The sequence below is a fragment of the Verrucomicrobiia bacterium genome, assembly GCA_035629335.1.
Lineage (GTDB): Bacteria > Patescibacteriota > Saccharimonadia > Saccharimonadales > Saccharimonadaceae > DASUUR01.
Genome location: DASPIB010000001.1, coordinates 681,227 through 694,191, shown reverse-complemented (window position 1 = coordinate 694,191; position 12,965 = coordinate 681,227). Strand labels below are relative to the sequence as shown.

General features: G+C 49.6%; 14 protein-coding genes. 10 read left to right on the top strand and 4 right to left on the bottom strand.

The genetic code is table 11. The features are described from left to right. Nucleotides 1-207: 207 nt before the first annotated feature. Nucleotides 208-1,500, top strand: a complete 1,293-nt coding sequence (gene nhaD / locus VD907_03810; GenBank protein HYG83979.1) for a sodium:proton antiporter NhaD — start codon at nucleotides 208-210, stop codon at nucleotides 1,498-1,500. A 138-nt stretch (nucleotides 1,501-1,638) separates the two neighbouring features. Next, nucleotides 1,639-1,767, top strand: coding sequence for a hypothetical protein (locus VD907_03805; protein HYG83978.1), 129 nt, complete (start codon nucleotides 1,639-1,641; stop codon nucleotides 1,765-1,767). Between the two features lie 71 nt (nucleotides 1,768-1,838). On the opposite strand, the gene VD907_03800 is transcribed toward VD907_03805, so the two are convergent. Both VD907_03800 and VD907_03795 read right to left on the bottom strand, forming a co-directional pair. Next, nucleotides 1,839-3,002 carry an acyl-CoA dehydrogenase family protein gene (locus VD907_03800; protein ID HYG83977.1) on the bottom strand — a complete coding sequence of 388 codons (1,164 nt, stop codon included), beginning with the start codon at nucleotides 3,000-3,002 and terminating at the stop codon, nucleotides 1,839-1,841. 175 nt (nucleotides 3,003-3,177) lie between these two features. Then, on the bottom strand, nucleotides 3,178-3,375 hold the full coding sequence (locus VD907_03795) for a hypothetical protein (GenBank protein HYG83976.1): 198 nt from the start codon (nucleotides 3,373-3,375) through the stop codon (nucleotides 3,178-3,180). 171 nt (nucleotides 3,376-3,546) lie between these two features. Between VD907_03795 and VD907_03790 the strand changes: the two genes are divergently transcribed. The 7 genes from VD907_03790 to VD907_03760 all read left to right on the top strand — a co-directional run bounded on the left by VD907_03790 (nucleotide 3,547) and on the right by VD907_03760 (nucleotide 10,464). After that, the gene (locus VD907_03790; GenBank protein ID HYG83975.1) at nucleotides 3,547-4,200 is read left to right on the top strand and encodes a Crp/Fnr family transcriptional regulator; all 654 of its coding nucleotides are present in this window, start codon (nucleotides 3,547-3,549) and stop codon (nucleotides 4,198-4,200) included. Nucleotides 4,201-4,364: 164 nt separating this feature from the next. Further along, a complete protein-coding gene (locus VD907_03785) occupies nucleotides 4,365-4,577 on the top strand; it encodes a DUF378 domain-containing protein (protein ID HYG83974.1) in 213 nt (70 codons plus the stop codon). A 15-nt stretch (nucleotides 4,578-4,592) separates the two neighbouring features. Then, nucleotides 4,593-5,213, top strand: coding sequence for an NAD(P)H-dependent oxidoreductase (locus VD907_03780; GenBank protein HYG83973.1), 621 nt, complete (start codon nucleotides 4,593-4,595; stop codon nucleotides 5,211-5,213). 84 nt (nucleotides 5,214-5,297) lie between these two features. Beyond that, nucleotides 5,298-8,333 (top strand): DUF4082 domain-containing protein, encoded by a 3,036-nt coding sequence (locus tag VD907_03775; GenBank protein ID HYG83972.1) that lies wholly within the window; start codon nucleotides 5,298-5,300, stop codon nucleotides 8,331-8,333. A gap of 153 nt (nucleotides 8,334-8,486) precedes the next feature. Continuing rightward, entirely contained in the window at nucleotides 8,487-8,888 is a 402-nt protein-coding gene (locus tag VD907_03770) for a hypothetical protein (GenBank protein ID HYG83971.1), read from the top strand. Nucleotides 8,889-9,021: 133 nt separating this feature from the next. Then, a complete protein-coding gene (locus VD907_03765; GenBank protein ID HYG83970.1) occupies nucleotides 9,022-9,516 on the top strand; it encodes an NUDIX hydrolase in 495 nt (164 codons plus the stop codon). Between the two features lie 90 nt (nucleotides 9,517-9,606). After that, nucleotides 9,607-10,464, top strand: coding sequence for an alpha/beta hydrolase (locus VD907_03760; GenBank protein ID HYG83969.1), 858 nt, complete (start codon nucleotides 9,607-9,609; stop codon nucleotides 10,462-10,464). A gap of 141 nt (nucleotides 10,465-10,605) precedes the next feature. Here the strand turns inward: VD907_03760 and VD907_03755 are convergent, their stop codons facing one another. Further along, on the bottom strand, nucleotides 10,606-10,992 hold the full coding sequence (locus VD907_03755; GenBank protein ID HYG83968.1) for a helix-turn-helix transcriptional regulator: 387 nt from the start codon (nucleotides 10,990-10,992) through the stop codon (nucleotides 10,606-10,608). Nucleotides 10,993-11,421: 429 nt separating this feature from the next. Here VD907_03755 and VD907_03750 point away from each other — a divergent pair, with 429 nt between their 5' ends. Then, entirely contained in the window at nucleotides 11,422-12,084 is a 663-nt protein-coding gene (locus VD907_03750) for a hypothetical protein (protein HYG83967.1), read from the top strand. A gap of 34 nt (nucleotides 12,085-12,118) precedes the next feature. Here VD907_03750 and VD907_03745 read toward each other — a convergent pair whose 3' ends face one another. Next, nucleotides 12,119-12,937, bottom strand: a complete 819-nt coding sequence (locus tag VD907_03745; protein HYG83966.1) for a hypothetical protein — start codon at nucleotides 12,935-12,937, stop codon at nucleotides 12,119-12,121. Between the last annotated feature and the right edge of the window lie 28 nt (nucleotides 12,938-12,965).

Sequence of the window (12,965 nt, the reverse complement as noted above, 5' to 3'; positions counted from 1 at the left end):
AGGGACGTTATGTAGTATAAAACTTGCTTTTTACCGTTTCTAATCTTGATTTTTCGTAGTTTCATTGAGCATATCAGCATTTCTTGTACAGCACCCCTGTTCTCGCATTTTAACTACTTCTTAACTTTTTGAGCTTGTAATTTTTACCAAGCAGGAGTATTGTGTGGAATGGATTAGAAAAAACTCTTAACGGAAAGAAGAAAGTATATGCCTTTAGTCGCATGGATAGGTGCGGGCGTGTTTGTGCTTGGGTACGCGCTGATCGCCTTCGAACAAAAATTCAATACGCATAAATCGGCCATTGCCTTAATGATGGCGGGCGCCCTATGGGTGCTGGCGGCAATTTTGGGTCATAATAGCGAAGCCTTCGTCGCAATTACTAATGAAACTGCCGTCAATGTTTTCAGTATCGCCGCTTTTTCACTAGCGTCGATGGCGCTGATTGAGATCTTAGCGCATTATCGGTTTTTTGACTTCATTCGCACAAAATTAGCTAAATTAAAAATTACCGAGCGCGGACAGTTTGTACTACTGTTGGCGCTGTGTTTTATGCTATCGGGGGTGCTCGATAACATCAGTTTGACTATTTGTTTCATTTTAATTGCTCGTCGTTTCTTTACCGGCCGCAACCTGATTTTGGCGGCGTCTGGTATTGTAATTGCCGCTAATGCTGGTGGTGCTTGGTCGCCAATTGGTGATGTAACTTCGCTACTTCTATGGTTGAGCGGTAAGATTAGCGCGATTGATATGATCACCACTGCGTTTATCCCGACGCTGGTGCTGACAGTAGTGGCAGGTGCGTTTCTTTACCGCAAACTCCGTGATGATGAGTTTGTAAAGTTAGATACCGAAGATGACGCTATTACGCTTTCGCTGAGCGAAAAATTGGTTATTGGCTCAGCACTGTTTGCTTTTGTGCTGCCGCTGCTTGCCAACATGATAAATGTCCAACCATACACTGCCCGTTTGTTCGGCCTTGGTATCACCTGGGCAATTATTGAAATTGTTCGCCATAAGAGCCGCAAGCCACGTCAGTCGCATTTGACGGCTAATATTGAGAAGATTATTCAGTCGGTTGATTTGAGTTCGATCATGTTTATTATTGGTATTCTGCTCAGCGTTGGCGCCCTCACCTCGCTGGGCGTGCTGGCCTACTTTTCAGAAGTGGCTGTCGGCCCGCAACCGTCAGAAGGCTGGCTGATCGCCTTAAGCTCGATTCTTGGCTTGCTGTCGGGCGTGGTAGACAACTCAGCCTTAGTGGCGATTGCGATTGAGGTCTTCCCAATTACCGACCCACGCATCTGGGGCTTGGTGAGTATTACTGCCGGCACGGGCGGTTCGCTGCTGATATTCGCCAGCGCAGCTGGTATCGTAGCGATGGGAAGCTTAAAGGAACTGACTTTCCAGGCCTACCTGAAACTGGCTTCGCTGCCGGCGCTAGTTGGTTTGTTCGCGGCAATTATCACCTGGATGATCCAGTACTTCTTGTTCTGGAAGTAAAGCGACCAAATTAAAATAGCGATACCGTTTTAAATTAGGTGTCGCTATTTTAATGCCACTACCCTGATGCTCACCAGGGTTAAAGCAAATGTTGCGGCTCGCCGCTAAGTCTGCTACACTAAACACATGGAAGAGCCCATGATCGAAGAGCAAAGCATCCAAGATCAGCCAGGACGTCTGCGCTTACTTCAGCTTGCCGGTCTCGCTCTACTTCTCTTAGCTTCAATTGGTTCAATTATCGCAGGTATTATTTCGGTCGCTCTCTAACCTATTTTGCTTGATTAAAATTAAAATCGCCTGGCAACACTCCCTCTCGAAGAATATTGCCAGGCTTTTTGCTAGGTCAACTTCTGGCCGACCGGCGGCAGATCCAAGAAGCTCAGCGCCAGCATCTCACAGCAGTTCTTGCTACTGGGCGGCATAATACGCGCTGTGCGTCCGTCCCGCAGGAACCGACTGATGGTTGGGTTGAGCAAGCCGTTAAGGCCCACCAACTGATCAGCCTGGTGAATCAGCTCGGCAACCGCCTCCCCTACCAGCACCTTGGCCCTCGCCAGCGACTCCATGGCTACCGGTGAAATGCCGTCTTCGTCAACCGTTGTCGCCGCGTTCCATAGCGTTGTCCAGGCTGCTTCGACCTGCGCGATCAGCTTTCCGAACGGAATGCTGTTCGATTCCAGGTAGATCAGCGGCAGCGTCTTGCCGGCGGCCTTGCGTGTCTTAAGCTCGTATCCGAACTTGTGCAGCAGGGTAATGGCGACGCCCATGTACACCGAAGTGTAGTAGAACAGCCGATCATCGGTGTACAGCGCCGACTGCAGGAAGTTATCCCCGCGGTACAGCAAATACTCCTTGGGCACGAAGACCTTATCGAAGGTCACCTCGTTGCTGCGCGTATTGCGCATCCCCTCAGCAGCTTCATTCCAGATGTCCTTGACAGACAATCCGGGCTGGTTGGTGTCGACGATCAATACCATGAAGGCGCCTTGCCCATCACCAGCGTAAACCAGCGCGTAGTCACTCACTTCGAAGTTTGAAGCAAACTTCTTAACGCCCGAAAGCAGGAAGCCGCCCTCGGTTTCTTCCACCCGAAGCTTTGGGTTAAAAGTTTCAGGCAGCGCACTGCTGGCACCGGGCTCGCTGGTCAGCGCACTGAACAAGCGGTCCTTGCCAAGGCTTGCCAGTAGCTGGCGGCCTTCGTCGGTCAGCTGTCGGTGCGTTTCGCGCATGGCATAAATGTGCATGTTAAAACCAAGCGCAGTTGCAGGGTCGGCAGTGGCCAGCGCCGTGAGCGCCAGTACGGTTGCCCGAACATCAGCGTTCAAGCTCCCGGGCAAGCCGGGCGCAATTCCCAGGCCAAACAGCCCGGCCTCCTTAATGGCAGCAAGCGACTTTACCGGCGCCGCGCCTGTCTTGTCGTATTCAGCAGCAAACGGCGCGATGGCATCTGCGACTCGCAAATAACGCGCCCACAGCTGGCGGTAGCCATCGGAAAAGTTCATGCTAGTAAGCACGGGTACCTCCACATCGGTTGCCTACCCCATCACTATACTACAAAGAATAAAAACTATTAATTGAAAATTAACTGGCGAGTTCTACCTGCAGTTGGCTCTATATTCAAGAAAGGACCAACAGGGGGATGTGGTCCTTTCTTGAATATATAGGATAACTAACTAGCTAGTCTTCGTCTTCTTCGTCATCGTTACTCGGACGACCGCCACCTTGGCTGTTCTCGCCGCCCTTTTGTCCGGCTTGCTGAGGATCGGCGCCGTTTTCTTCGCCAAATGAGCCGGTACTATCAAGGCCTCCTTGACGAGCCTGCTCTTCGGTGTCATCTCGATTACCGAACTGACCTGGATTGTTTGGATCTGCCATAAATCCTCCTTTCGTTATGTTTGTACTGCTTACTGTAAAGCCAGAGCACTGAGAGAGCTGTACTACTATTCATTGCGGCTCTGTGACACGGTTTAAGGATACTGTGTGAAGTACTTCACAGGGCTCAGAGGTAAATACAGCAGATTTTCTTAAGTGAGATATAATAGAAATATGGCCACAATTCTGCAGAATCCAGTTATTGCGCCGATGCTTGAACGCGCACGTATACGCACGTACGCCAAGGGTCAAACGATTCTCTATCCAGATGATCGCTCGCCTGACCTGTTTCTTATTAAAGATGGCGCAGTGAGCATGCACGATATTGATGATGAAGGAAGCCGAAAGGTGCTCCATATTTTTGGGCCGCTGGCATTATTTCCGATGGTAAGCTTTTCTACGAGCCTGGCGCCATCGGCCTGGTTTTATACGGCGCTGGCCGATACGGATGTTTATTTGCTATCCTACGCAGAGGTCAAAGAGCAACTCGAAAATGCCAATGGCGTTTCGGCGTACAACTTGTTTTTAAAGCAATCACTCGATGAAATTCACGAATTACTGGTGCGTTTAAATAGCGCCACCAAAACCACTAGCCTTGGTAAATTAATCGCCGCTTTAAAGTTTTTGGGGACGCACCATATTAAAGCTCGCAGCGGCACCTGGCAACCGGTGCGATTTGCTGTACCGCACCAATTATTGGCAGACATGACTGGGCTCACCCGCGAAACAGTCAGCGTAACGATGAAACAGCTCTACGATGACAAAATTGCTCGTTATCCAGCATCCGGCAAGCTTGAGCTTAACTGTACAAAGCTTTTTAAAGTGTAATTCTTTAAACGAAAAAGTCATTAAGATGGGCTTTTTACAGAGATAACTGTATGCTAGCTCACATATTTAGTGTAAGTTAGCTTGAGCCTGGCAGTAAGCACGCTTAACGAGATAACCGAGCAGCGGCTTTATAGTAAGGCAGTACATTAATAACGGAGAATAACATGCAAGAATTGACAGTGCTCGATTGGATTTCGCTTATATTAGTAATTATCGGTGCATTGAACTGGGGATTGGTCGGTGTGTTTAAGCTTGACCTCGTTAAGGCGATTTTTGGTGAGGATTCCGTTATTGCGCGTATCATCTTCGCGCTGGTAGGTATTGCCGGTATTTACTTGATTTTTCTTTCAATGCAACTCGTGCGCCAAACCACATAATCTAAAGAGAACAAAGTGCGAGCTTTAATTCTCAACTGCACACTAAAGAAGTCACCCGCCACTTCAAATACGCAGGCACTTGCAAAAGTAATGAGTAACGCCCTACTGAGCCAGGGCGTTACTTCTGAAATTATTCGTTTAGTTGACAGCTTGTCCCATTTGACTATGGACAGTGATAGCTGGACTGCGGCGGAAGACTGGCTGTTTTTACGAGCTAAAATAAACGCTGCGCAAATAGTAGTGTTCGCTATTCCCGAGCGAGTGAGCGGACAGCAAAGCGTGGTCCGGCAGTTGGTTGCCTGTTTGAATAGCCAAACAGTTGCCGGTAATGACGATCCACTACATTGGGAGAAAAAAGTGGCTGGTTTCATTTTAGTCGGGGTTGAGAATCGGAGCAGTGACATTACTGAAATAGCCATCGACTTAGTTAAGGCTGGGTTTACAATTCCTGGAAGATGCTGGGCGCTTAGCAAGAATTCAGCGGTCGAGTCTGCTGATGCCGAGGCGACGCAGGCAGAATCGAAACCACGCCGTCATCAGAGTATTGAGCATGCGGCACGCCAATTAGTATTCACGGCAAGGGCGCTTGAAGCATATAGAAGAAGACGGGCTGCTGGAAGCCAGGAGGATAATTAATGATAGATTCTCTTAAAAAAGCTCTTGCTTTTAGTAGTGTAATTTGTGCTACACTAAAGACATAACCTTGGGCAAGATAAACAAATGAAAACCAAAACGATTCTCCGCTACTTACCGCGCCTCGCCATTTTACTGGCACTTTTCACGGTTTTATTTCTTGCTAAACCAGTTAATGCCGCCACATTTCCACTTTTTCCCCTTGATACTACCCCACCAAGCGTGCCGACTGGACTTAGCGTTGCACCGCAAGAAGCGTACTTATCGGTATCATGGGCTGCGGCTTCCGATAATGTTGGGGTAACCGAATACGAAGTTTGGCGCGATGGGTCGCTTTATAAAACAACTACTAAGCTTTCGTTTATTGATTACGCCGTGGTGCCTGGTCAAGAGTATAGCTATGAAGTGCGGGCAAAAGATGCCTCTAATAACTACTCGGCCCTATCAGCCGCAGTGGTGCGCGCACCGACGTCCACCAATGTTTGGGGTGAAACCTTGCCTGCTGTTGAAGATGGCGGCGATGGCGGCTCGATTGAGCTTGGCATGAAATTCACCCCCAAGCAAGACGGCAAAGTCACTGGTGTACGATTTTACAAGGCACCCGCTAACACCGGGGCGCATATTGGCAATCTTTGGTCCACGACTGGCGCCAATTTAGGGTCGGTGGTTTTTTCTGGCGAGACCGCTAGCGGCTGGCAGGAAGCAACTTTTGCTACCCCGATCGATGTCACGGCTGGCACGACCTATATTGTGTCCTATTTTGCCCCCAACGGTCACTATTCGATTGATCGCAATTATTTCAACATAACAGGCATGGAAACGCCATATATTTTAGTGCCAAAAAACACCGCTGGCAATGAAAATGGCGTGTTTGCCTATGGCGCCGGGCCAACCTTCCCTAATTCAAATTTTAATGCCGGGAATTACTGGGTAGATGTGGCATTTGCACCCGAACAACCGGCACCGCTCCTTGGAACCAACCCCTCGGCTACGACACTTGTAAGCCCATTACTCCCAACACCACTTACGAAGGCCGGCATGAGCGCTTCGATGTCGGGTGGGGATGGTTGGCGGCCAATCCCGTACGGCGATGCTATCTATAACATTGGTCACCACCAAGAAGTTACCAGCACCTACCCAGCAATTTACGCCACCGATCGAGTCACTGGCCAGCAGTTGCCGGGCTACCCTAAGGCCTTAAATAGCGGTGATCCAACCATGCCTACCGACTTGGTAAGCGTAACGCATACCACCGAATTTCTAGATCGTGAAGGTGCGTTTGGCCCGGCTGGCGCAGTGTATATCGGTGTCCAGCGCATGAATCAAAGTGAGGTTGGTGTTGCTTGTTTTAACCTTGAAACAGGCACCGGCTGCGGTTATACACCGGTTGGCAATACCGTTGGCAACACAAGCGGTGCTGGCGGTTTCAGTATATATGCTATTTTAAGCGCCGGTTATGAGGCAGAGGGAATTTTTCATTCGCTTACTTCTGATGGTCGGCTGGTGCGAATGGATATTGCTAGCCGAACTGCCCTACCTCCAGTTAGCTTGAACTTTCCTGATTCCACCGATCAAAATGGTGCCTATGGCCCTGCGCTCTATAAAGTTGGCGACAAACTAATTGCCTATATTCGCTACAATGCTTCATCAATTGGCGCCCTGCAGCCATTAGGAACCAGAATGCAGTGCTACGACCCAGCAACTGGCGCGATTTGCAGCGGCTGGCCAGCGACCCCGATTACTTTACCATCAACCGCCAATAACCCGGCCCACACTATTCGTGGCACAACCCCTATGCTTACCGGTGCTGGCGAAGAGGATGGTTTTTGTACCTTTTGGATTGAAGGAGCCACTGAGGGCGCGTACTGCTTTGGCCTCGATGGTACGCCGCGCACAGTGCCGCCTGTCCTGCTATCACCCACCGAAATACCTAACCCGGTATTCGATACCGGTCATTTGCCAGGTACCGCGCGAACCTACATACCCTATCGTACTGAAATAAGCCCAACAGTCGTTTACGATACCTATATGTGTTTTGACTGGGCAACGATGGCACGCTGTGCAGATTTCGGTGATACTCCAGGGAGTTTAAAGACCTGGGATCCAATAAATAACGGCAATCTTGCCACCTATGGCATTGTCTATGATGAAGCTGGGGGCTGCATGTTGGCACTTGGTGACCGTTCGTGGATGGTAGCTTTTTCGCCAATTACCGGTAACTCTCCCTGCCAAACACTAAAATATACCTCAGTGGTCGACCCAGTGGCTGCTTATTGCGACAACATTTCGCTGGCCACCACCTGGCGACAGCTGGACTTATACAATATTGATCCTTCGCTGGTAGACACTGCTCAGGTGACCTTGCGCGATAGTAATGGGGCGATTGTGCCGGGTTTTGAGGACATTGTCATTACCCCAGGCAGTCCGCTTGATATCAGCGCTATTCCGGCAACTGGTGCAACGCAGCAGCTGACCATTGAGCTTGAAATGACCACCCATTCTAACTGGTCGTGGCAAGACGGCCAACCGAGCATCGCTGCCAGCTTTAATGGCGATACTTTCAACCTCGAAGCCGACGACTGTACATTATCGCGGATTGGCGCTTCAGTATTTGAAGACACCAATAATAACGGTGTCCACGATAGCGGCGAAGCGCCGCTGCCAGGTGTTGAGGTAGCGCTACTTAACGATGCCGGTTTTACCGTTGCTGTGACCACCGTTCAGCCAGATGGTACCTACGAGTTTACGAACCTAGCACCCGGCAATTATGCAGTACAGTTCCGCACGCCAACTGGTTACCAATCATCACCACTCGTTGTTGGCACCGGTACCGGCATGACCTCTGATGCCGACCCGAATAGCGATGTAGCCACCAGATTTGTTACTTTAACCGGCGGCAATGCCCTTTACGTGATGGGTGCTGGCTTTTTAGTCGAACAACTTCCTGAACCGAACCCGAACCCAAACCCAAATCCAACTCCAAGACCGGAAACACCTAACCAACCTCCACAGCTTGCCCCCGACCTTGCGGATACTTCGTCGCAACTTCCGCAGTATATCCTTTTGTGCATAGGCTTATTGGCGCTTTCAGCTGCATCCTTCCGGTACGCGAAGAAACGATAGTCCCGTAATTAGTGTAGCTCTGGCGCTCGATGGAGCTCAACCCCCTGCTTGTTATGAGACTTGATAAGAATATGAGCGCTGCACCACAAGTGATAGCGTTTAAGAAAAAGTTAATGATATAATATGAACGTGCACTTGTCAAAGGAGGTTGGCATGGATCATCAGGTTGCTACCGAGGTTATTGTACGAGCGGCGCAACGATTGATCAGGGGTGTTAACCACCGCACTCCTTCGAGTCAATCCGGGCAGTTCTTGGTGAAGCAGATGGTTGAAACAAGCGATATTCGCACAGGATCTCAGGGTATCTATTTTGGACGCACAATTACCTGCAATGGTGATGGCGATGTGGTATCGTATACTCATCTTGCGATCCTCGATCACGGAGATCCGGCTAGCTACCTCGATCACGTGCCCACCACTAAGAGCTCACTGAAGTTGGGCCATCATGACGGTGAGGTGGTAGACCTGCAAGCTCTAGCCGCTCTCCCCGATGATCAAATCCTCCGCATGGCAAGTAACATCCTGCGGGTGATGCCAGGGAGTGACCAGGCCTGAGCTGCCTGCGCCGCTGGCTGCCGAGACTCGGTTCGGCAGCCAGCGATTCCATCTGTATAATATTTTGCCTTCGAAGCGGTGACAGTAATGATCCCGGCACCATCAAAGGGCAACAAGTGTATAATTATGACTAATGCTTGCTGTTATTTCAAAACATCGGTTTTACCCCTATCTTGGGCGATGGTTGTATTGGACAATTCTCCCCTTTTTAAGCGTTTATGGCCGGGTGGCTAAGCGTCCACGAGTGCGAGCGGTTTTGGTGCACAAAAACCAAGTGTTGCTAGTAAAAAACTGGCTTGGCGCCCAAAATTGGACCTTGCCGGGTGGCGGTATGAACTGGCACGAGAGCGAGCCTCAAGCCTTGCAGCGCGAGCTGTATGAAGAACTTGGCTTAAAAACCGTTCCCGCGCCCACACATTTAGATCGGCTAGTTCTGAAAAGTGCCCCTTACGCCCCGTTTAAGGTAAGTGTCTACCATGTTGTGCTTCAAGATTCACCACCACCGCTAATTACGATCGATACTACTGAACTTATTGCCGCCCAGTGGTTTCCAGTTGATAAATTGCCAGAAAAACTAGTGCCAGAATTCAAATTAATGCTACAAGATATCGCCCCAAAAACAGAATAGAGCCACGCTCTTCCCCTGCTAGCTGGTTCACAAGTTCTCAACTTCTTGTTTAAATAGAAAGACGATTACAGTAATACGACGGAGGCTTTCATGAAACATCGTACGATTACCCTTAACGACATAACTATCTTTTACCGCGAGGCTGGCCCTGAAGGCGCACCGGTTGTGCTGCTTCCCCACGGCTATCCAAGCTCATCTTTTCAGTACCGCAATCTTATTCCCGCGCTTGCCGATAAATGGCACGTCATTGCCCTCGACTTCCCTGGGTTTGGCTACAGCGATACACCGGAAGACTTTTCTTATACATTCGATGGCTACGCCGAATTTCTTGATGCCTTTGCGCAGCAGCTTGGGCTTAAAAAGTACGCGCTTTACTTGCATGACTACGGATCGCAAATTGGCCTGCGACTAGCAATGCGTAACCCCGAACGCATAACCGGGCTGATTATCCAAAATGGCGATATCTACGAAGACGCTCTCGGGCCACGCTACAACGCCCTCAAAGCTTACTGGCAACAGCCAACTCCGGAAGGTAAAGCTAAGTTGCGCGACGCGGTTTCTGAGGAAGGCTTCCGGGATGAGTTTACCGATGGGTTATCGAAGGAGGTTGCCGAACGCGTGGCACCGGATATGTGGCGATTATCGGGGGCGTTACTGCTCACCAAAAAGCGTCGTGAAATTATGGTCGGTCTTATGGAAGGCCTGAAAACTAATTTGCAGTGGATGCCCAAAGCCCAGGCATACCTACGCGAACAGCAACCGCCAACCCTAATTGTATGGGGCCCGCGTGATGGCTATATGCCCGAAGCCGCCGCCCGTGCTTATTTACGCGATCTACCGAATGCCGAACTCCACCTACTGCCCGACGGAAGCCACTGGCTGCTTGAAACGCACCTTGATGAAGTGGTATCACGAGTGCGGAATTTTCTTGAAAAGACATCTTCTTAATAGCGCTTCGTTATTGACGGATGAGTGCTATAGCCTTGACTGTTTATTCGAGCTCGATAAAGCTCTGTTTCTCTATAATTAAAACTTGGTGGTAAGGTGTGCGCAGGACGGATACTTCTCCGTCCTGCGCATCGGCACTAGTTAACGGTTGCGACGCACAATATTCCGCATCTTTTCAACGGTTTTTGCATCGGTAATGCCGTACAATTGGCACAGCGAATTGACATCAACGAGACTAGGTTGAGTCTGCGCTCCTTCGATTCGGATCACTTTCGACACCGACCATTCCAGTTTTTCTGCTGCTACATTCTGGCTCATGCCCTTCTGTTTACGCGCAGCAGTAAGGGCACTGGCCAACCACTCGAGATTAGGACGTACTCCTATAACTGTTACCTTGTTTGGCTTAAGACCATCCTGGAGGCATTTGGCAATTGCATCGAGATACTGCTTGGTTATATCAGTCGCCGCTTCCGGCTGAAGATCTGGGTACATAGCTGAAAGAATAGCGGCAATGTCTTTCGCGGGCACGAGTACTCCCAAGATCGGTTACTATTGCATAAATACTATAGCATATATCTGGACGACCATGGGCATACACTTAATGCATACTATGATATAGTAGGTAAGCACGACTTTTACAAGCAGCGAGAGGGGGTGAGGAAAACATTCCACGCAAGGATCGTGCGTTTGGCGTCTGGTGCACTAAAAAGCAGAAGGGCGTCAAGCGAGTTCACAAGGGTTCTGGAGGTGGTCGCAAGCGGCAGCAGCCTGTAATTGAGCCGCAAAAGCGGCGTCGTGGGCTGTAACGAAGGCTGATAGGAGCTTCGCCGACGGTTGCTTGAGTGCTCTATTTTTTAGGAGTACTCAAGCAACCGCTTTTTAATTTAGAAAAATTTACTTCATAAAAGTGAAGCAGTTGTTTTATACTACTAAAACCAAGTAATTACGGATACTCTTATGCCTTCGCCAGAAAATTTATCATTCCCCCACTATCGCAAATCTGATTCCGCCCCTTCTCTTGAGCAGTCAAAAGAAAAGAACCGTAATTGGGCTCACGCTCAAAAAATTCTAGCGCTCACTAATAAACACCCTATGAGCTTAGCCCAACGAAGAGTAGATATCCTTACGAATCTGTTACGCCAGGCGCAGAATCCGCTGCTTAAAAAGCTAACCATCGCCCCTAATTATAGCAATACCTCTAGCCTAATGGCCCGAACGGATTTTTACCATCGGTACGAAACCAAAGATGGCACCGATGCATGGCTACTCACTTGGGGGCGGGTGTCGTCAGGAGCGGCGATGCCCGGCGAATTGCTTCGGCTGATTGCCGTATCTGAAGAGAAAGCCGTTCAGCAAGAGGTATTGGGCGGCTACTATGTTTATAGCCATGAGCGTACGAAGCGCATCATCCCCTTTCGGGTAGATGAACCAAATGGCAGCCGGCCGATACTACAGCTGGTAGAAGGAGAAGAAGCTGCCGGTGTGTTTGACCAGCTTGAACAAGCAGCGCAACTACCGCTCGATACGCCGGCTACCCGCCAGCCTGCCTATGACGTAAAAGGTCGTTATGCGCGATGGTTACCTCAGGTTTCTGCTCACGCGGATGAAAAGTATCTTTAAGTGTAATCGTGAGTTATTTTGCGGGAGCTGGTGCTTATAGACGACCAGGTTTCCAGTGCCGCCACCAAAATTGACGTGGCGAGGCGGGAATGGCCACGGAGTAATTTTGTTGGGCTAGAAATTCTAAAATTCGTTCTAAGTGAGGTCGAACTTGGTCGATAATTTTGTACAAGCTGTTATTATCTACTCCGTCCATGGCGTCGTAAAGGGCTTGGCTTGGTAATCCTAGCTCTGCATTGTCGCCGGTGGCTGCAAAGGTTCGCAGCTTCGGAAAAGCATAGGTAAAGCAGAGCAACTCCTCGGCGAGGTCGAAGGGTCGGCGAATCCGTTCTTTGTCGAATTCATCTTCGCCTTCTATAACTTCGTCTGGTGTAAATTCCTCTAGGGTATACCATTCTATCGGTCGCTCGATAAGATCAAAAAGTTCGGCGATTTTACTCTTGAGCTGGATGTCTAGAAGGCTGGCGGTGAGTTGAGGGTCCCGAGCGGCGGGCTCAAGAAATGCTCCGGCTGCACCCGAAATGACGAAGCTATGGAACTCTTTCAGGTTACTGCCATAGTCTGATTCCCGCCAATACTCCACATCCTCTGGTGGTATCGAAATCGGAAATTCCTTCCAACCATGAACATGCAGCCTGGCTTCGCCGTAAGCCGCAATGCAGCCTACAATGTCTGGCACAGGCTTGCTTCCGTCACCCAGATACGCAAGCCAATGGTCGCGAATCGAGTTTGCTTTCGTAACCCAGTCATAACTGTTGTCAAGCTTCTCTACTTCATGCCAAAGTGGCGTATTAAGTAGATGACGGTTGCTTACATACCAACGGCTTGTCGGCGATTCAAGCTTTGATCGCATTATCTTGTCCTTTCGATTCCATTATAGC

Bases quoted from the DNA above. Each gene is read 5' to 3' on its own strand.
- VD907_03795 (HYG83976.1), bottom strand. From the start codon at position 3,375: ATGGCAGATCCAAACAATCCAGGTCAGTTCGGTAATCGAGATGACACC.
- VD907_03760 (HYG83969.1), top strand. From the start codon at position 9,607: ATGAAACATCGTACGATTACCCTTAACGACATAACTATCTTTTACCGC.
- VD907_03770 (HYG83971.1), top strand. From the start codon at position 8,487: ATGGATCATCAGGTTGCTACCGAGGTTATTGTACGAGCGGCGCAACGA.
- VD907_03765 (HYG83970.1), top strand. From the start codon at position 9,022: ATGCTTGCTGTTATTTCAAAACATCGGTTTTACCCCTATCTTGGGCGA.
- VD907_03745 (HYG83966.1), bottom strand. From the start codon at position 12,937: ATGCGATCAAAGCTTGAATCGCCGACAAGCCGTTGGTATGTAAGCAAC.
- VD907_03805 (HYG83978.1), top strand. From the start codon at position 1,639: ATGATCGAAGAGCAAAGCATCCAAGATCAGCCAGGACGTCTGCGCTTA.
- VD907_03800 (HYG83977.1), bottom strand. From the start codon at position 3,002: ATGAACTTTTCCGATGGCTACCGCCAGCTGTGGGCGCGTTATTTGCGA.
- VD907_03790 (HYG83975.1), top strand. From the start codon at position 3,547: ATGGCCACAATTCTGCAGAATCCAGTTATTGCGCCGATGCTTGAACGC.
- VD907_03785 (HYG83974.1), top strand. From the start codon at position 4,365: ATGCAAGAATTGACAGTGCTCGATTGGATTTCGCTTATATTAGTAATT.
- nhaD (HYG83979.1), top strand. From the start codon at position 208: ATGCCTTTAGTCGCATGGATAGGTGCGGGCGTGTTTGTGCTTGGGTAC.
- VD907_03775 (HYG83972.1), top strand. From the start codon at position 5,298: ATGAAAACCAAAACGATTCTCCGCTACTTACCGCGCCTCGCCATTTTA.
- VD907_03750 (HYG83967.1), top strand. From the start codon at position 11,422: ATGCCTTCGCCAGAAAATTTATCATTCCCCCACTATCGCAAATCTGAT.